We start from the raw sequence: 17,792 nt of genomic DNA, 5'->3' as shown, positions 1-17,792 counted from the left end.
CCTGTTCGGCGAGCTCAGCGAGTGCGGGCCGACTCAGGTTAGCTGTTGTGCGGGTCGACCCCGAAGGCCTGCGCGAGGTCGTCGAGGATCTTGTGCGCACCCTGGATGCTGACCGGCGTCATCCACATCGCGTCGTCGACCTCGACGATGCGCCCCTTCAGCGTTCCCCACAGCGGGTTCTGCAGGAAGGCCTCGGCAGCCTTGAGGGACTTGCCCTCGGGATCCTCGTACGTCGCGACGAAGATGACGTCGGCGTCGGCCTCGTTGATCAGCTCGGGACTGATCGAATTCATGATGCTGCCGGCGTCCGCCGGATCGGGTCCCTGGCTGTCCGGCCGGGCCAGTCCGGCGTCGGCGAGGACGATGCCGCTGAAGGACGTCGTCCGGTACAGGCGGGCGGTCGGCTCGCCGGCGAAGCGCACGACGGAGACCTTCGGGTTGTTCGCCTTGGTGTTGATCTCGTCGCCGATCGCCTTCGCGCGGGCCTCGTACTCGCCGATCTTCTGCTCGGCCAGGTCCTCCTTGCCGAGGGCCTGTGCGACGAGGCGGATGTTGTCCTTCCACGTAGGGCCGGTCGACTGGGAGAACACCGTCGGGGCGAGGGCGGAGAGTGCCTCGTAGTTCTTTCCGTCGCGGACCTCGGCGGAGAGGATCAGGTCCGGCTGCAGCTCCGCGACCTTCTCGAGGCTCGCGTTGGACACCTTGCCGACCGAGACGGCGTCGGCGGCGTACTTGTCCCGCGCGTCGCCGAGGTAGTCGGGCAGGCCCTGCTCGCGGTAGTCGACGAAGCCGACGAGCGGGGACTCGAGCAGGAGGACCGCGTCGGCGTAGCTGTTGTCGAGCGTGACGATCCGCTGCGGCTGCGAGTCGATGTTGGTCGCACCACGGAAGTGCTGGACGGTCCGCGGGAACTCGTCGGTCGCGGCCGCCGTTGTATCGGCATTGCTGTCGCTGGACGAGCAGCCGGTGAGGGCGAGGCTGACGGCCACGCCGACAGCGGCCAGGGACGTGAGGGTGCGGCGTCGGGTCTGTGTGTGCACTGGTCGAGACTCCCAGAGAAGGCGGTAAGGTAAGCGAAACCTTAACAACTCGGAATGTGGACCGCCGGGCGGTCGGTGTCGGAGGTGCGGCGCTCGGGTCGCGGCCGACCCGCATCGACACGCCGTGACGTGTCCGGCGGATCGTCCGATCGGGGACTAAAGTCCTGCTCGCGGCCCTGCGGCCGGAGGGAAGTAGGGCCCGAGTACGACAGGGAGTAGGACCCGGTCCGCGGCCGCCGAAGGCACCGTCTACGATTCGATGAGCGCAAGCCAGCGAACGCCTATCTCGCCAGCCCGGGATCGGCGCTCAGAGCGGAGCCTGCGGAGCGATCAAGGGCACATTCAGGAGGATTAGTGACTGCCGTAGCGCCCCAGCCAGTCCCAGAGATAGCAGCGAGGCCTTACCCGCCACGGCAGGGACCCAAGGGCTCGTTCATTTACAAGATGATCACGACCACCGATCCCAAGGTGCTCGGGATCATGTACCTGGTGACGTCGTTCGCGTTCTTCCTCATCGGTGGCCTCATGGCCCTGCTGATGCGAACCGAACTCGCTGTTCCGGGCCTGCAGTTCCTGTCGAACGAGCAGTTCAACCAGCTGTTCACGATGCACGGCACGATCATGCTGCTGCTGTACGCGACCCCGGTCGTGTTCGGTTTCGCGAACTACATCGTCCCGCTGCAGATCGGCGCGCCCGACGTGGCGTTCCCGCGTCTGAACTCGTTCAGCTACTGGCTGTACCTCTTCGGCGCCCTCATCACCACCGCCGGCTTCATCACCCCGGGTGGCGCGGCCGACTTCGGTTGGACCGCCTACACCCCGCTGACGAGCGAGCTGCACTCGCCCGGCGTCGGCGCGGACCTGTGGATTCTGGGCCTCGCGGTCGCTGGTCTCGGCACCATCCTCGGTGGCGTCAACTTCATCACCACCATCGTGTGCCTGCGTGCACCGGGCATGACCATGTTCCGGATGCCGATCTTCACGTGGAACATCCTCATCACCGCGATCCTGATCCTGCTGGCCTTCCCGCTGCTCACCGCCGCTTTCATGGGCCTGTTCGTCGACCGTCACCTCGGTGGCCACATCTTCGACCCGGCAACCGGTGGCGTTCTGCTGTGGCAGCATCTGTTCTGGTTCTTCGGCCACCCCGAGGTGTACATCATCGCGCTGCCGTTCTTCGGCATCGTCTCGGAGATCTTCCCGGTCTTCTCACGTAAGCCGATCTTCGGCTACAGCGGCCTGGTGTACGCGACCATGGCTATCGCCGCACTGTCCATCGCGGTGTGGGCGCACCACATGTACGCCACCGGTGCAGTCCTGCTGCCGTTCTTCTCCTTCATGACGTTCCTCATCGCGGTCCCCACCGGCGTGAAGTTCTTCAACTGGATCGGCACGATGTGGAAGGGGCAATTGACGTTCGAGTCGCCGATGCTGTTCTCGGTCGGCTTCCTCGTGACCTTCCTCTTCGGTGGTCTGTCGGGCGTCCTGCTCGCGAGCCCGCCGATCGACTTCCACGTCACCGACTCGTACTTCGTGATCGCGCACTTCCACTACGTGCTGTTCGGCACCATCGTGTTCGCGACCTACGCGGGTATCTACTTCTGGTTCCCGAAGATGACCGGCCGCATGATGGACGAGCGTCTCGCGAAGTGGCACTTCTGGACCACGTTCGTCGGCTTCCACGCCACCTTCCTCGTCCAGCACTGGCTCGGTGCCGAGGGCATGCCGCGTCGCTACGCCGACTACCTGCCCAGCGACGGTTTCACCACGCTGAACACGATCTCCACGATCGGCTCGTTCATCCTCGGTGCCTCGACGCTGCCGTTCCTGTGGAACGTCTTCAAGAGCTACCGCTACGGCGAGGTCGTCAAGGTCGACGACCCGTGGGGTTACGGCAACTCGCTCGAGTGGGCCACCACCTGCCCGCCGCCGCGGCACAACTTCACCGAGCTGCCCCGGATCCGTTCGGAGCGTCCGGCGTTCGAGCTGCACTACCCGCACATGGTCGAGCGCATGCGCGACGAGGCCCATGTCGGAATCGGACATGGTGGCAAGCACGCCACCACGGTCCTGGAGGACAGCAAGTCCTAGCGGACCGGAAGGTCCCTGCACTACCGGAAGGCCCCGCCCGATCCCCGATGTCGAGGGAGCTGGCGGGGCCTTTCCCGTGCCGTCCCCCTGGCTTGGCAGAATGGGGGCCGGATTTCTTTTGTACGTAGTTCGAGCCCAAACGAACGGAGTTCTCGGTGGGTGCGTCAGACGCCACTGTTCTGGTGACGGTTACAGGTCCGGACAGGCCCGGCGTCACGTCGGTGCTCTTCGGGGCGCTGTCCCGCCACGATGTGAGCCTGCTCGACGTCGAGCAGGTCGTGATCCGCGGTCGCCTCACGCTCGGCGTGCTGGTCCTGTGTCCCACCGATCCGGAGGCCCTCCAGGAGGAGCTCGAGGAGGCGATGGACACGGTCGGCATGAACGTCGACGTCGAGATCGGCGCCGACGCGGCCGGCCGCCAGGTGTCCACCCACGCCGTGGTCGTGCTCGGCAGCCCGGTCAGCGCGCGGGCGTTCCGTTCGCTGTCGCGTGAGCTGGCGCGACAGGGCGCCAACATCGACTCCATCCGCGGTGTCGCCGACTACCCGGTCACCGGTCTCGAGCTGATGGTCACCGCGTCGAGCACCGGCGCCGAGGCGGACGCGCAGCTGCGTGCCGGCCTCGCCGAGGTCGCGGCCGGCGAAAACGTCGACGTCGCCGTCGAGCGCGGCGGACTGGCCCGGCGCGCCAAGCGCCTCATCGTGTTCGACGTCGACTCGACGCTCGTGCAGGGTGAGGTCATCGAGATGCTCGCGGCCCGCGCGGGCGTCGAGGACGAGGTCCGGGCCGTCACCGAGTCGGCGATGCGCGGCGAGATCGACTTCACGGAGTCCCTGCACCAGCGCGTCGCGACGCTCGCCGGGCTCGACGCGTCGGTCATCGACGACGTCGCCGCCGACCTGCAGTTGACGCCCGGTGCGCGGACCACGATCCGGACGCTGCGCCGCCTCGGCTACCACTGCGGTGTCGTGTCCGGTGGCTTCCGCCAGGTGATCGAGGGCCTCGCGCACGAGCTCGAGCTCGACTTCGTCCAGGCCAACACCCTCGAGATCGTCGACGGCAAGCTCACCGGTCGCGTGGTCGGCGACATCGTGGACCGGGCCGCGAAGGCGGTGGCGCTGCGCAAGTTCGCCGCCGAGGTCGGGGTGCCGATGGAGCAGACGGTTGCGGTCGGTGACGGCGCCAACGACATCGACATGCTCACCGCGGCCGGTCTGGGTGTCGCGTTCAATGCCAAGCCGGCGCTGCGCGAGGTTGCGGACACCGCGCTGTCGCATCCGTTCCTCGATGCGGTGCTCTTCGTGCTCGGCGTGACCCGCGACGAGGTCGAGGCCGCCGACGCGGTGGACGGTGTCGTGCGGCGCGTGCCGATCGCATGACCCTGACGGGGGACGGTTTCGCTGCACGCCATGCCGTGTTGGCCGCCGGATACGGCAGTCGGCCGGATCCGGCCGATCCGGCGCAGGTGCTGGCGATGCCGATCGTGCTGCACATCCCCAAGACCGAGCCGCCCGCCCGCAGCGCGCTGCTCGCGGCCGCCGCTACCGCGACCGTCGCGTTGTGCCTCGACGGGCGGGTCGGGCGGGGCGCGGACGGTGAGCCGGGGCCGTGGCAGCACGCGTTCCGGGAGTGGACCGACGCCCGCATCCGCAAGGTGGCGCGACGCGCCCGCGGGGCCCAGTGGCTCGCGGCGCAGGAGGTCGACGGAATCACCGTCGACGTCGACGGTGCGCAGGCCCGCGCACTCGTCCCGGGGCGGGTGGGTGACCTCGATCCGCGGATCAAGAAGCTGCAGATCGGCGGCACCGACCTCGAGCACGACGAGCCGGGGCCGGTCGATCCGGCACTGCCGACGCTGTGGATCGACGCGTCCCTCGAGATGACGGTCGGCAAGGCCGCCGCCCAGGTGGGGCACGCGTCGATGATCCTGGCGGGTGCCATGCCCGTCGACCTCGCGCACCAGTGGGCGGCGAACGGATTCCGTTGCGCCGTCCGGGATGCCGACCCGCAGTCGTGGGCCGCACTGTGTGACGAAGTCGGCCGCGGCGCCGCGGTGGCGGTGCGCGACGCGGGCTTCACCGAGGTGGCACCCGGTTCGATGACGGTGATCGCCCCGATTCCCTGATCCGCGGGGCGACACGCAGGTCCGGTCCAGTCGGCGGTGCCACGACCGCGTGCGCGAAGATGGTCGCTGTGTCGGAACCAGATCCTGATCTCCTCATCGATTTCGAAGACGTCCTGATTCGCCGTGGCGGAGCGACCCTCGTCGGCCCGGTCTCCTGGAAAGTGGAGCTGGACGAGAAGTGGGTCGTGCTCGGCCCCAACGGCGCCGGTAAGACGTCACTGCTGCGCATGGCTGCCGCCGAGGTCCACCCGACCTCCGGCGTGGCCCGGTTGTTCGGCGAGACGTTCGGCAAGGTCGACATCACCGAGTTGCGTCCGCGGATCGGTCTGTCGTCGTCGGCGCTCGCACACCGGGTCCCGGCCGACGAGATCGTCAGCGACCTGGTCGTGTCGGCCGGCTACTCGGTGCTCGGCCGGTGGCGTGAACGCTACGAGGACATGGACACCGAACGGGCCGTCGAGATGCTCGAGAGCCTCGGCGCCGAACATCTCGCGAACCGCACCTACGGGACGCTGTCCGAGGGTGAACGCAAGCGTGTGCTGATCGCCCGCGCGCTCATGACCGATCCCGAACTGTTGCTGCTCGACGAGCCCGCCGCGGGCCTCGACCTCGGTGGCCGTGAGGAACTCGTCGCGCGACTCGGCGACCTGGCGGCGGACCCGGACTCGCCGGCGACGGTGCTCATCACCCATCACGTCGAGGAGATCCCGCCGGGCTTCACGCACGCGATGCTGCTCTCGGAAGGCCGAGTGGTGTCCCAGGGCCTGCTCGACGACGTCATCACGGCGGAGAACCTGAGCGAGGCGTTCAGCCAGGCGATCACCCTCGACCGCGTCGACGGCCGGTTCTTCGCTCGCCGCACGCGGCATCCCGGTCTGCACCGGGCCTGACGCGCGGACCGGACCGGTGGTGAGGCGTTCGTCACTCGGGGCGTAGGTTCCGGATATGGGAACTTCTCGAGAGTCGGGCGCCGCTTCCGTCGGCGCCGTCGCACCGGACACCACCGCACCGGACACCACCGTGCCGGTGCCGAAGGACGCGTCCACCGTGATGCTCGTGCGTGACGGCGACTCGGGTGTCGAGGTCTTTCTGCTGCGGCGCGTGGTCGGCATGGCGTTCGCGGGCGGTATGACGGTGTTTCCCGGCGGCGGCGTGGATCCGTCCGACGGTGACACCGACGTCCGCTGGGCCGGTCCGCCGGTGGCGTGGTGGGCCGAGCGGTTCGGCGTCGACGAGGCCCGTGCCAAGGCCCTCGTGTGCGCGGCGGTCCGCGAGACGTTCGAGGAGTGCGGCGTGCTGCTGGCCGGTCCCACCGTCGACACCGTCGTCGCCGACACCGCCGGGTACGCGCAGGCGCGGCGTCAGCTCGAGTCTCGGGAGTTGTCCTTCGCGGACTTTCTCGCGCGCGAGAACCTGGTCCTGCGAACGGATCTGCTGCGTCCGTGGGCGAACTGGATCACCCCGGTCCAGGAGGGGCGTCGGTACGACACCCGCTTCTTCGTGGCGGTGCTGCCGGAGGGGCAGCTGGCCGACGGGGAGACGTCGGAGGCCGCGGAGGTCGCGTGGCGGACCCCGGCCGCGGCTGTCGAGGACTGGCGTGAGCGCCGCAGCATCCTGCTGCCGCCCACGTGGAGTCAGCTCGACGCGCTGGGCCGGTTCGACGGCGTCGACGCGATTCTCGCTGCGGAGCCGGAGATCTCGCCGATCCTGCCCGAGCTGAGCTTCGTGGACGGCAAGCCGCGGGTGGCCTTTCCCGGCGACGCGGGCTACTACGACACCGGGGCGCTGCCCTGGGGCGCCGACCAGTAGCCTCAGTCACATGGCTGAGTTTGTGACCCTCGAGGTTTCCGAAGGAATCGGCACGATCCGTCTGGCGCGCCCCCCGATGAACGCGCTGAACCGTCAGGTGCAGGAAGAGATTCGGGCCGCGGCCCGTCAGGCGACCGTCGACGCAGAGGTCAAGGCCGTCATCGTCTACGGCGGCGAGAAGGTGTTCGCCGCCGGCGCGGACATCAAGGAAATGGCGGAGCTCGACTTCGTGCAGATGAGCGAGATCATCGCCGATCTGCAGTCGGCGCTCGGTGCGATCGCCGACATCCCGAAGCCGACCGTCGCCGCGATCACCGGATACGCGCTGGGCGGCGGCCTCGAGGTCGCGCTCGGTGCCGATCGCCGCATCGCCGGTGACAACGTCAAGCTCGGTGTCCCGGAGATCCTGCTGGGCATCATCCCCGGCGGCGGCGGCACGCAGCGCCTGGCGCGTCTCGTCGGGCCGGCCAAGGCGAAGGACATGGTCTTCACGGGCCGTTTCGTCGGCGCCGAGGAGGCCCTGCAGATCGGTCTGATCGACGAGATGGTCGCTCCCGACGAGGTGTACAACGCCGCCCGTAAGTGGGCGTCGCAGTTCACCGGCGCCGCGAGCCGTGCGATCGCTGCCGCGAAGGCGGCGATCGACCAGGGGCTCGACACGGACTTGGCGACCGGCCTGAAGATCGAGCAGCACCTGTTCGCGTCGCTGTTCGCGACCGCGGACCGCACGATCGGCATGGAGTCCTTCGTCGAGAACGGCCCCGGCAAGGCGAAGTTCACCGGCAAGTAGAGCTCACCGCGATTTGCGCACTTGTCGGCGTTTCCGGTCGGCCGGAACAGCGGCAAGTGCGCAAATCGGGCCTCGAGGGGCCCAAAACTAGAACTTGTTCATTCCTTACCATTGGGTAGGATTCTCTGCATGACTGCAAGCCCGAACGACGGGATCGATCCCGCCCCGAACCCGCACGCAACCGCCGAAGAGGTCGAGGCTGCGCTGAAGGACACGAAGCTCGCCCAGGTGCTGTACCACGACTGGGAAGCCGAGACCTACGACGACAAGTGGTCGATCTCGTACGACGAGCGTTGCATCGAGTACGCGCGGGGCCGGTTCGACGCCGTCGCGGGCGACCAGCCGCTGCCGTACGAACGGGCGCTGGAACTGGGCTGCGGAACGGGCTTCTTCCTGCTCAACCTCATGCAGGGTGGCGTCGCGAAGACCGGTTCGGTCACCGACCTGTCCCCGGGCATGGTCAAGGTCGCGATGCGCAACGCCGAGCACCTCGGTCTGCCCGTCGACGGCCGTGTCGCCGATGCCGAGACCATCCCGTACGAGGACGACACCTTCGACCTCGTCGTCGGACATGCGGTCCTGCATCACATCCCGGACGTCGAGCAGTCGCTGCGCGAGGTGCTGCGTGTGCTCAAGCCGGGTGGCCGTTTCGTCTTCGCCGGTGAGCCCAGCACGGTCGGCAATTTCTACGCCCGCTGGCTCGGGCGCGCGACGTGGGCGGCCACCACCAACGTCACCAAGCTGCCGTTCCTGTCCGACTGGCGCCGTCCGCAGGCCGAGCTGGACGAGTCGTCGCGCGCTGCTGCGCTCGAGGCCGTCGTCGACCTGCACACGTTCGATCCCACCGACCTCGAGAACATCGCGAAGTCGGCCGGCGCGGTCGAGGTCAAGGCCAAGACGGAGGAGTTCGCCGCGGCACTGCTCGGCTGGCCGGTCCGCACCTTCGAGGCCGCCGTGCCGCCGGAGAAGCTGGGTTGGGGCTGGGCCAAGTTCGCGTTCGGTGGCTTCAAGACGCTGAGCTGGGTGGACGACAAGGTTCTCCAGCACGTGGTCCCGCGCAACTTCTTCTACAACGTGATGATCACCGGCGTGAAGCCGGGCGCCACCGACTGAACTGAGCCGAACGAGCTTTGGGATACGACTTCACGACCGACGACGTCGGATACCTGCGCAGCACCGAGGGCATTGCGGCGCTGGCGGAGACCGCGGAATCGGAGCTGTCCACGCGCACGCGACTGGCCGACATCGGCCGGGCGCGTGCGCGTTTCGGTGACCGTGCCGCACTGCTGATCGAGACGGTGCTGTTGCGGCGCAAGGCACTGGCCAAGCTCGACGGCGCCGAGTCCTGGCTGTTCACCGACGACGCGTTGCAGCAGGCGACGCCGATCGCGGTGGCGCGGCACCGCGGTGACCGGCTGGCGGGGCGTCGCGTCCACGACGTCACGTGCTCGATCGGTGCCGAGCTGTCGGCGCTGGTGCCGGTGGCGGACACCGTGATCGGCAGCGACCTCGACCCTGTCCGGTTGGCGATGGCGGCCCACAACGTTCCCGGCGCGACGCTGGTGCGGGCCGACGCACTGCGGCCCTGTACCCGCGACACCGTCGTGATCGCCGACCCTGCAAGACGTTCGGGCGGCCGACGCACGCACGACCCCGCCGCGCTGATGCCGCCGCTGCCGGACCTGCTCGACGTCTACGCCGGGCGGGATCTCGCGGTGAAGTGCGCGCCGGGGTTGGACTTCGACCGGCTCGACTGGGAGGGCGAGGTGGAGGTGGTCTCGCTCGACGGCGGTGTGCGCGAGGCGTGCCTGTGGTCGCCGGGGTTGGCCGGCCCGGGTGTGCGGCGTCGGGCAAGCGTGTTGCGTTCGGACGGGACGGCCTGGGAGATCACCGACGCCGAGTCCGACGACATCCCCGAGCGCGAACCGGGGGAGTGGATCATCGACCCGGACGGAGCCGTCGTGCGGTCCGGGCTGGTGCGCCACTACGCGGCCCGGCACGCACTGTGGCAGTTGGACCCGCGGATCGCCTACCTGACCGGGGACAGCGTGCCCGACGGCGTGCGCGGCTTCCGGGTGCTGGCGCGGCTCAAGTACACCGAGAAGGCGTTGCGGCAGGAACTTGCCGCGCGTGACTGCGGTTCGGCGGAGATCCTGGTCCGTGGCCTCGACATCGACCCGGCCGTGCTGCGGCCACGCCTGAAGTTGCGTGGCACCACGCCGATGTCGGTGGTACTCACCAGGATCGGCCGGACACCCGTCGCGTTCGTGTGCGCCGCGCGGGACTGACTCCTACTTCAGGACGAACAGCTCCCCGATCAGGGTCGGGGTGAGCACCTCGCCGTCCGGTCCGATCGAGGTGCCGACGGTGAACCCGGTGGCGCCCGGCAGGGCGTCCTGGTCGAGCGTCTCTCCGGTCTCGGTGTCGAACGTCAGCAGCGCGAGTCCGGCGTCGCCGTCGCGGACGACGGTGTACCCGGTCGAGCCCGCGGTCTGCGCGGGGACACCGAGGTGGAGCAGATCGGCTCGCTCCCACGCCAGTTCGACACGGTCGCCGCGGTCGCGCAGCGCCACCAGACGACCCTCCTCCCCACCCGCGGGGATTATCAGGCCGTCGGCGGACGTGGACGGGGTGCCCAGGGCCGCGTAGCCGAGGTCGTGACTCCACCGCGGTTCACCGGTTTCCGCGTCGATGGCCCACAGGTGCCCGGCATTGTCGTTGGTGTACACGGTCTTTCCGTCCGGAGACAGGGCCGGGCCGCCGGCGGGGCCGCCCGCCAGCGTGCTGGTCGACCACTCCTCGACGATCTTCGGATCCTCGCCGCCGGTGTAGCGCATCGCGACCAGGTCGGCCTGTGCGGCGAAGGGGCGCCAGAAGGTGACCACGACACGGCCGTTGTCCAGGTCGATCGCGGGCGTGCTCGCGACCGGGCACTGGGGCGCGCCGGCGAGGCACTTGTCGAGGCCCTGGTCGTTCGGAACGGGCTCGACGTTGGCGCCCTGCGTGTACGACGCCGGCGGGATCAGGTCGTACGGCGGCGCCACAGCGAAGCCGGTCTGCGGGTCGAGGACGTTGATCTGGCCGAGGTGCGTGACGAACAGCAGGTTGCCGTCGCCGGTGAACTGCGCGGAGCGCGGCGTACCGGACACCGTTGTGCGCCATCGCAACTGGCCGCGCTGGTCGAACGAGCTCATCGCACCCTCGTCGCCGATGTAGACGTTGGCGGCGGCGTCCACCACGGGAGTCGAGGTTGCGGCGCCGGCACCGATCCGGGTGCACCAGCGCTTGCGGCCCGTGTCGATCTGGAACGAGAAGAGGTTGCACCCCTCGTCGGTGCGTGCGGTGAGGAAGACCTGTCCGTTCGCCGCCGCCGAGGCGTTCGTGGGGGTGAGTCCGCCGAGCGGGCGCGACCACTGGAAGTCGAGCGACCGGGATCCCGTCACCGGGCTCGTGTTGCTGTTGCGTGCGTCGGCGTGCATTCCCGGCCAGCCGCCCGCACCGAAGACGTCCGCGGTGCCGGAGTCCCCGCCGCATCCTGCGAGGAGGAGGGCCGAGATCGCCGTCAGCGCCGCCGCCGACGACCGTAGGGCACGCCGCATTACATCTCCTTGGGTAGGGATCTGCTCGGACCAGAGATTATCCCGGTCGCGATGTGCGGTCGCCGAACCGCCCCGCCGCATTTCGTGGGACCCTCGATGAAGGCCCCGATCCGCGCGTCGCTCCCGGCCCGATCGGCCGCACCTCGGGACCCTGCAGTTCCGTGACCCGGTGGGTCCGTCGGAGGAGGCATCATGAGAATTGGTGTGCCGAAGGAGATCAAGAGCGGAGAACTGCGGGTCGCGCTGACCCCGCTCGGGGTGACCGAACTGCGTGCGCAGGGCCACGAGGTCGTCGTCCAGCGCGGGGCCGGGGACGGTTCGTCGATGTCCGACGGTGAGTTCGTCGCGGCGGGCGCCCGGATCCTCGATCGCGCGGAGGACGTCTGGGCCGAGGCCGACATGATCGTGAAGGTCAAGGAGCCCCTGGCACCGGAGTTCGGCCTGATGCGACGGGGCCAGGTGCTGTTCACCTATCTGCACCTCGCGGCGTCGCTCGAGTGCACCGAGGCGCTGCTGTCGAGCGGAGTAACGGCGATCGCGTACGAGACTGTCGAACGCGCCGACGGCTCGCTCCCGCTGCTCGCGCCGATGAGCGAGGTCGCCGGACGGCTCGCCACCCAGGTCGGTGCGCATGCGCTGCAGTCCACCGCCGGCGGCTGTGGGCGCGGCATCCTCCTCGGCGGGGTTCCCGGTGTTCCCCCTGCCCGCGTCGTGGTCATAGGTGCGGGGAGCGCCGGGACCCACGCCACGGCGGTCGCGGTGGGGATGGGCGCGCGGGTGACAGTGTTCGACCGCGACGTCGAGAGGCTACGGGCGCTGCACACCCGCTTCGGTGCCCGCATCTCGACTGTCGTGTCGACCCGGACGGAACTCGAGCAGACACTGGTCGACGCGGATCTGGTGATCGGCGCGGTACTGGTGCACGGTGCCCGCGCGCCGCGGTTGGTCTCGTCCGAGCAGGTGTCCCGGATGCTGTCGGGGAGCGTGCTGGTGGACATCGCGATCGACCAGGGCGGGTGCTTCGAGGACTCGCGCCCCACGACCCACGACCAGCCCACCTATATGGTTCACAATTCTATTGTTTATGCCGTTCCCAATATGCCGAGCATTGTTCCCCATACGTCCACCCGTGCGTTGGTAAATGTTACGTTGCCGTTTGTCTCGGCGATCGCGGAAAGGGGTTGGCGCGCAGCGATGCGCGCCGACCCGGCGTTGGCGATGGGTCTGAATGCCTGGTCGGGTCAGGTGACGCACGAACCGGTCGCGATCGCGCACTCGCTCCCGTTCGTCTCGGTGGAATCCGCGCTGGGTGGCTGAATCGTCCCTTTGGCGTGAACGCCATCGATGTAATTCGCCGGGGAAATTATCGTTGCCGATCGTTTATACGAATCCACTGCGACACGCGGTGAGGAATTGTGTCTAATGGATCCATGCAGCCGGGAACGCGGACAGAATCCGAAGCGGTGTCAGCCGACCCCGGTGCCGGGGTCTCCGACGCATCAGGGTCCTCGGGCACCTCCGACATCGACAACTACCTTCTCGGATCGCCGGCCGCGGGCCGTGTCGTCACCTCGATGCTTGTCGTCGGGATCGCCGGCGCGATCGGACTGGTGATGGCCTCGGTGGTGGCGATGCTCGTCACCGCGCTCGTCGGCGCGATCGTGGCGTTAGCGGTCGCGCACGACGACGACTGGGTTCGGTCGGCGCGTCGTCGGCGCACCCGGCGCCGTCATGTGTGGGTCAAGCCGCGCTGGAGCGGTCACTCGTGGGGTGGTCAGAGCGTGAGCAGGCACGCCGCCCTGTAGCCGGGCGGGGCACGTGACGGGGCGCACAGTGTCGGTCCGTAGGCTTACGTGTCATGACGAGCATGTGGGGCGCACCGTTGCGCTCGAGGTGGCGCGGATCCCGACGTCGGGACAGTGAGCAGGCACGTTTCCTGACGGTGGCCTCGCTGAAATGGGTCATCGCGAACAAGGCGTACACGCCGTGGTACCTGGTCCGCTACTACCGCCTGGCGAAGTTCAAGCTCGCCAACCCGCACATCATCACCCGCGGCATGGTCTTTCTCGGCAAGAACGTGGAGATCCACTCGACGCCCGGGCTGTCCCGCCTGGAGATCGGCAAGTGGGTGCACATCGGTGACGGCAACGCGCTGCGCTGCCACGAAGGATCCCTCCAGATCGGCGACAAGGTGGTCTTCGGCAAGGACAACGTCGTCAACACCTACCTCGACATCGAGATCGGCGCGTCGACCCTTGTCGCGGACTGGTGCTACATCTGCGACTTCGACCACCGGATGGACGACGTCAACGTGCCGATCAAGGATCAGGGCATCGTCAAGGGTCCGGTCCGTATCGGGCCGGACACCTGGATCGCCGCCAAGGTCACGGTGCTGCGGAACACGCGCGTCGGCCGCGGCTGCGTCCTCGGTGCGCACGCGGTCGTCAAGGGCGAGATCCCCGACTTCAGCATCGCCGTCGGCTCGCCCGCCAAGGCCGTCAAGAACCGGAGGGCCGACTGGGAGGCCGGTGCGGCGGATCGTGCGAAGTACATCGCAGCGCTCGAGGACATCGCCCGCAAGAAGCTTGCCGCGAACGGCGCCGACGCCGCCCCCGCGGTGAACGGGAACGGCGCCGGCGCCCAGTCCTGATCGTTCGGTGAACGGGCGTCCGCTACCGACCGGGTAGCGGACGCTCGGGAATCTCCGGGCGCGCCAAAGGATGCCGCACCCGACGCTTGGCCGCCGCGTACACCTGGACGGTCTCCTCGGCCACCTTGCCCCAGTCGAAGTCGGCGGTCAGCCGCTCGCGAGCGGCCAGTGCACGCGTCTGGGCGGCGGCGGGATCATCGAGCACCTCGCGTGCCGCGGAGGTCAGTCCGTCCACGTCTCCCGGCTCGAACGACAACCCGGTCACGCCGTCCACGACGGCCTCACCGAGGCCACCCGCAGTCGACGTGATCAACGGTGTGCCCGCGGCTGCCGCCTCGAGGGCGATGATCCCGAACGGCTCGTACCGGCTCGGCAGCACGATCGCATCGGCGCCGTGCAGCCAGCTCAGCAGCTCCTCGTGGTCGAGGTTGCCGAGGAACGTCACCGAGCGTGCCACCCGGTGGGTGCGGGCCTGCTGCTGCAGCCACTCGAACTGGGTTCCCTCGCCGGCGACGGCGAGCGTCGTGCCCGGGTGGCTGCGCCGGATCCGGGGGAGTGCGGCGATCGCGTCCTGCACGCCCTTCTCGTACTCGAGCCGTCCGACGTACAGCAGCGTCGCCGGTCCCGACCGCGGTGCGCGCGGGCGGTAACTCCAGGTGGTGACGTCGATGCCGTTGCGGATCACCGTGATCGGCGGCAGTTCGGGCCCGTACAGCTGGGTGACCTCGTCCTCCATCGACGCCGAGCACGTGATGATCGAGTCCGACTCGTTCGCCAGCCACCACTCCACCGAGTGGACCTGACGGTTGATGCGCCCCGAGATCCAGCCGCTGTGCCGTCCGGCCTCCGACGCGTGCAGCGTCGAGACCAGTGGGACGTCGTAGAACTCGGCGAGCGCGATCGCCGGATGCGCCACCAGCCAGTCGTGGGCGTGCACGACGTCGGGCTGCCAGCCCTCGCCGATGCCACCCTTCGACAGTGCGACCCCGGCGCGGACCATCGCATGGCCCATCGCGAGCGTCCACGCCAGCATGTCCTCGCCGAAGATGAAGTGCGGGGGATCCTCGGCGACGGCGACCACCAGGACGCCCTCGGAGATCTCCGTGACGGTCGGGTGCGTGGTCGGATCGGTGCCCGACGGCCGCCGCGACAGCACCACCACCTCGTGGCCGGCGGCGGCCAGTTCCGTCGCGAGGTGATGGACGTGCCGCCCCAACCCGCCGACCACGACCGGCGGGTACTCCCACGACACGATCAGAATCTTCATCACACGCTCCCAGCAAATGCGGCAGTATCGGTCAGCGGACCGGGCAGGCGCCGCGCGTCGAGGGCGGGGAACAGGCCGTCGGCGGCGTTCCATCCGTCTGCGAGACGGCGTGCGACGTCGTCCCGGCCGGACGCGACGGCGTCGGCGATCTCCCGCAGCGCGTGGGCGTGCTTGTGGGCCCGGTCCCGCGCGTACCCGGCTGCCGAGTCCTTGCTGACCATGAACGCCCAGTCGCTCGAGACCGCCATCAGCGTCTCACGCAACATCTGGTCGTGGACCCGATTGCGAAGTTCCGGTCTGCCCGGATTCGAATCGCGTGACTTGTCGATGGTGTCGAGTGCGGTCTGCACGACCTCCGCGTTGAGCTGGACCAGGTCGGCCACCTGGTCGCCGGCCCACACCCGCCAGTCCTTGCCCGAGCCCCACGACGAGTCCTGCAGCTCCACGGGTTCGCCGACGTAACCGCGGGCGCGGGCGTCGGCGAGGGTGCCGACATCGATCCCGGCCTCGGGCAGCGCGCGCAGCACCTTCTCGAGCCACTGTGGCCCCTCGAACCACCAGTGTCCGAACAGTTCGGTGTCGAACGCGGCGACGACCAGTGCGTCCCGGCCGATGCGCTCGGACTCGCTGCGCAGCCGTCGTCGGACCGTCTCGACGAAGTCCTCGACGTGCTTGTCGATTGCCGCGGCGGCCAGCGCCGGGTCGTACGGGGCCTTCTGGTCGGACGGGACGCTGCGCCCGGTGACCCGGGCGGGCTTGAGTCCGGTGTCGTGGTCGTACGTGTGGAAGTCGCGGTACGCGGCGTGGCCCGGATATCCGGTCTTGGGGGACCACACGCGGTAGCTGACCTCGAGGTCGCGGCCGAACGCCACCACCTCGGAGTCCCGCACCGGTCGACCCGCCGACGTGTCGCCGCGCAGGGCGGGACCGTCGACCATGAAGTGCGACACGCCCGCGGCCGCATAACCGATTTCCATGCCCGGCGTGTAGCCGCACTCGGGCGCCCAGATGCCCGACGGCGTGTGATCCCAGCGGGCCTTCGCGTCCGCGAGACCCTCCGAGAGTGAGAACGCGCGCAGGCGGGGGTCGAGGAGCGGCTGGAACGGGTGCGCCAGCGGACCGCCGAGCAGCTCGATCGCCTCGGCGTCGATCAGTTCGCGAATCACCGCGGATCCACCGTGGCGCCAACGGGTTTCGAAGTCCTCGAGGGCGGCGGCCGACGCGCGGTGCTCGCGCGCGCCGAGCGCCTTGTGGGAGGCCGACGGCATCCCGGCGGCCTCGTGCGCGCGGATCTGCCAGTTCCCGAGCCAATGGTGCATGCCGTCGAGGCAGTGCGGGTCGTCGAGCTGGGCCGCGAGCACCGGGGTGATCCCGAGCGTCAGCAGGCGTGAGCGGCCCTCCGCGGCGAGCCGGCGCAGCACGCCGGTCACCGGCAGGTACGTCGCCGCCCACGACTGGTACAGCCATTCCTCGCCCACCGGCCAGCGGCCGTGATTCGCGAGCCACGGCAGGTGCGAGTGCAGGACCAGGCAGAACATGCCCGGCTCACGGGCGGTGTCCGCCCGGCCCCCCTGAGCGCCGGTCATGCCACAGGATCCTTGATCGCGACGGCGACGAGGTCGAGGCTGTCGTCGATGTCGGCCTCACGCAATTCGAAGTCGCCGACGTCGATGCCCTCGACGTCCCGGGTGAGGTCCTCGGGCCATGGCTCGCCGGCCAGGGCTCGGTCGATCTGGGCGTCGATGAACGAGCCGCCGTGCTTGGCATCGAGTGCGCGCAATCGAGACCCGTGGTGCACGCCGGTCATGACCTCGACGCGGAAGCCTGCCTCGACGAGCAGTTCGGTGAGCTCGGCGGCGTTGAGCTCACGCGTGTGGAACGGATTGAGGGGGGTGTCGCGGCCGGGGGAGAACGTGATCCGGTTGGGAGTGCTCACGAGCAGCTCTCCGCCCGGGGCCAGCACGCGGTGGCACTCGCGCAGGAACTGCGCTTGATCCCAGAGGTGTTCGATCACCTGAAAGTTCACGACCGTGTCGACGGAGCCGTCCGCGAGCGGAAGCTCGGCGAGGTTGCCGTGCAGCATGTCCACGCGGGGGTACCGCGCACGCACGTGTTCGACGGCGGAGATGTCGTAGTCGAGTCCGGTGACCTTGCGTGCTACGTCGGCAATCATGTTGGCGCCGTAGCCTTCTCCCGATCCGGCCTCGAGGACGGTGCGTCCGGCGCAGCGAGGAAGCAGGTCTCGGTAGACCACCTCGTGGCGTCGGAACCAGTAGTTCTCCTCGGGGATTCCGGGCACGGTCCGCTCGCCGGTCAACGGCAGCGTCGCGGCGGTGTCGGCGTCTTCGCGGGACGCCGCACTGGTCTCGAGGGACTCGGCTGTGGAACCAACTGTGGATTCGCTCACCCCAGCGAGGTTAG

The 17,792-nt window shown here is 69.0% G+C and carries 16 protein-coding genes; 11 read left to right on the top strand and 5 right to left on the bottom strand.

Translation table 11 applies throughout. The features are described 5' to 3' along the window. Nucleotides 1-38 precede the first annotated feature (38 nt). Nucleotides 39-1,004 carry an ABC transporter substrate-binding protein gene (locus AC1RIF_RS15820; RefSeq protein ID WP_492602381.1) on the bottom strand — a complete coding sequence of 322 codons (966 nt, stop codon included), beginning with the start codon at nt 1,002-1,004 and terminating at the stop codon, nt 39-41. 390 nt (nt 1,005-1,394) lie between these two features. Between AC1RIF_RS15820 and ctaD the strand changes: the two genes are divergently transcribed. From ctaD to AC1RIF_RS15780, 8 genes are all read left to right on the top strand, one after another. Further along, a complete protein-coding gene (gene ctaD, locus AC1RIF_RS15815; protein WP_492602285.1) occupies nt 1,395-3,131 on the top strand; it encodes an aa3-type cytochrome oxidase subunit I in 1,737 nt (578 codons plus the stop codon). Nucleotides 3,132-3,286: 155 nt separating this feature from the next. Beyond that, on the top strand, nt 3,287-4,510 hold the full coding sequence (gene serB / locus AC1RIF_RS15810; RefSeq protein ID WP_492602284.1) for a phosphoserine phosphatase SerB: 1,224 nt from the start codon (nt 3,287-3,289) through the stop codon (nt 4,508-4,510). Continuing rightward, nucleotides 4,507-5,256, top strand: coding sequence for a peptidyl-tRNA hydrolase (locus AC1RIF_RS15805; RefSeq protein ID WP_492602283.1), 750 nt, complete (start codon nt 4,507-4,509; stop codon nt 5,254-5,256). Before serB ends, AC1RIF_RS15805 begins: the two co-directional genes overlap by 4 nt. Before the next feature lie 59 nt (nt 5,257-5,315). Then, the gene (locus AC1RIF_RS15800; protein WP_492602282.1) at nt 5,316-6,146 is read left to right on the top strand and encodes an ABC transporter ATP-binding protein; all 831 of its coding nucleotides are present in this window, start codon (nt 5,316-5,318) and stop codon (nt 6,144-6,146) included. A gap of 55 nt (nt 6,147-6,201) precedes the next feature. Beyond that, nucleotides 6,202-7,065, top strand: a complete 864-nt coding sequence (locus AC1RIF_RS15795; RefSeq protein WP_492602281.1) for an NUDIX hydrolase — start codon at nt 6,202-6,204, stop codon at nt 7,063-7,065. A gap of 10 nt (nt 7,066-7,075) precedes the next feature. Further along, nucleotides 7,076-7,855 carry an enoyl-CoA hydratase/isomerase family protein gene (locus tag AC1RIF_RS15790; protein WP_492602280.1) on the top strand — a complete coding sequence of 260 codons (780 nt, stop codon included), beginning with the start codon at nt 7,076-7,078 and terminating at the stop codon, nt 7,853-7,855. Nucleotides 7,856-7,984: 129 nt separating this feature from the next. Continuing rightward, nucleotides 7,985-8,968: a class I SAM-dependent methyltransferase gene (locus AC1RIF_RS15785; protein WP_492602279.1), complete on the top strand. Its 984-nt coding sequence runs from the start codon at nt 7,985-7,987 to the stop codon at nt 8,966-8,968. Between the two features lie 17 nt (nt 8,969-8,985). Continuing rightward, nucleotides 8,986-10,143, top strand: a complete 1,158-nt coding sequence (locus tag AC1RIF_RS15780) for a THUMP-like domain-containing protein (RefSeq protein ID WP_492602278.1) — start codon at nt 8,986-8,988, stop codon at nt 10,141-10,143. A 3-nt stretch (nt 10,144-10,146) separates the two neighbouring features. On the opposite strand, the gene AC1RIF_RS15775 is transcribed toward AC1RIF_RS15780, so the two are convergent. Further along, nucleotides 10,147-11,454 (bottom strand): outer membrane protein assembly factor BamB family protein, encoded by a 1,308-nt coding sequence (locus tag AC1RIF_RS15775; protein ID WP_492602277.1) that lies wholly within the window; start codon nt 11,452-11,454, stop codon nt 10,147-10,149. 192 nt (nt 11,455-11,646) lie between these two features. Between AC1RIF_RS15775 and ald the strand changes: the two genes are divergently transcribed. From ald to AC1RIF_RS15760, 3 genes are all read left to right on the top strand, one after another. Further along, nucleotides 11,647-12,771: an alanine dehydrogenase gene (ald, locus tag AC1RIF_RS15770; RefSeq protein WP_492602276.1), complete on the top strand. Its 1,125-nt coding sequence runs from the start codon at nt 11,647-11,649 to the stop codon at nt 12,769-12,771. A 146-nt stretch (nt 12,772-12,917) separates the two neighbouring features. Beyond that, nucleotides 12,918-13,259 carry a hypothetical protein gene (locus AC1RIF_RS15765; RefSeq protein ID WP_492602275.1) on the top strand — a complete coding sequence of 114 codons (342 nt, stop codon included), beginning with the start codon at nt 12,918-12,920 and terminating at the stop codon, nt 13,257-13,259. 53 nt (nt 13,260-13,312) lie between these two features. Beyond that, entirely contained in the window at nt 13,313-14,104 is a 792-nt protein-coding gene (locus AC1RIF_RS15760) for an acyltransferase (RefSeq protein WP_492602274.1), read from the top strand. Between the two features lie 22 nt (nt 14,105-14,126). On the opposite strand, the gene AC1RIF_RS15755 is transcribed toward AC1RIF_RS15760, so the two are convergent. The 3 genes from AC1RIF_RS15755 to AC1RIF_RS15745 are packed head-to-tail and all read right to left on the bottom strand — an operon-like array spanning nt 14,127 to nt 17,778. Beyond that, on the bottom strand, nt 14,127-15,371 hold the full coding sequence (locus tag AC1RIF_RS15755; RefSeq protein WP_492602273.1) for a glycosyltransferase family 4 protein: 1,245 nt from the start codon (nt 15,369-15,371) through the stop codon (nt 14,127-14,129). Beyond that, nucleotides 15,371-16,957: a 1,4-alpha-glucan branching protein domain-containing protein gene (locus AC1RIF_RS15750; protein WP_492602272.1), complete on the bottom strand. Its 1,587-nt coding sequence runs from the start codon at nt 16,955-16,957 to the stop codon at nt 15,371-15,373. Before AC1RIF_RS15750 ends, AC1RIF_RS15755 begins: the two co-directional genes overlap by 1 nt. Then, the gene (locus AC1RIF_RS15745; protein WP_492602271.1) at nt 16,954-17,778 is read right to left on the bottom strand and encodes a class I SAM-dependent methyltransferase; all 825 of its coding nucleotides are present in this window, start codon (nt 17,776-17,778) and stop codon (nt 16,954-16,956) included. The genes AC1RIF_RS15750 and AC1RIF_RS15745 overlap by 4 nt, the downstream gene beginning before the upstream one ends. Nucleotides 17,779-17,792: the final 14 nt, after the last annotated feature.

This window comes from Prescottella sp. GW823-FHT02E09 (genome assembly GCF_058797375.1).
This window is presented reverse-complemented; position numbering and strand designations above follow the sequence as displayed.

Coding starts and splice junctions, on each gene's coding strand:
- AC1RIF_RS15800 (WP_492602282.1), top strand. CDS start 5,316: ATGGTCGCTGTGTCGGAACCAGATCCTGATCTCCTCATCGATTTCGAA.
- AC1RIF_RS15795 (WP_492602281.1), top strand. CDS start 6,202: ATGGGAACTTCTCGAGAGTCGGGCGCCGCTTCCGTCGGCGCCGTCGCA.
- AC1RIF_RS15755 (WP_492602273.1), bottom strand. CDS start 15,371: ATGAAGATTCTGATCGTGTCGTGGGAGTACCCGCCGGTCGTGGTCGGC.
- AC1RIF_RS15760 (WP_492602274.1), top strand. CDS start 13,313: ATGACGAGCATGTGGGGCGCACCGTTGCGCTCGAGGTGGCGCGGATCC.
- AC1RIF_RS15750 (WP_492602272.1), bottom strand. CDS start 16,957: ATGACCGGCGCTCAGGGGGGCCGGGCGGACACCGCCCGTGAGCCGGGC.
- AC1RIF_RS15790 (WP_492602280.1), top strand. CDS start 7,076: ATGGCTGAGTTTGTGACCCTCGAGGTTTCCGAAGGAATCGGCACGATC.
- AC1RIF_RS15805 (WP_492602283.1), top strand. CDS start 4,507: ATGACCCTGACGGGGGACGGTTTCGCTGCACGCCATGCCGTGTTGGCC.
- AC1RIF_RS15785 (WP_492602279.1), top strand. CDS start 7,985: ATGACTGCAAGCCCGAACGACGGGATCGATCCCGCCCCGAACCCGCAC.
- AC1RIF_RS15775 (WP_492602277.1), bottom strand. CDS start 11,454: ATGCGGCGTGCCCTACGGTCGTCGGCGGCGGCGCTGACGGCGATCTCG.
- ald (WP_492602276.1), top strand. CDS start 11,647: ATGAGAATTGGTGTGCCGAAGGAGATCAAGAGCGGAGAACTGCGGGTC.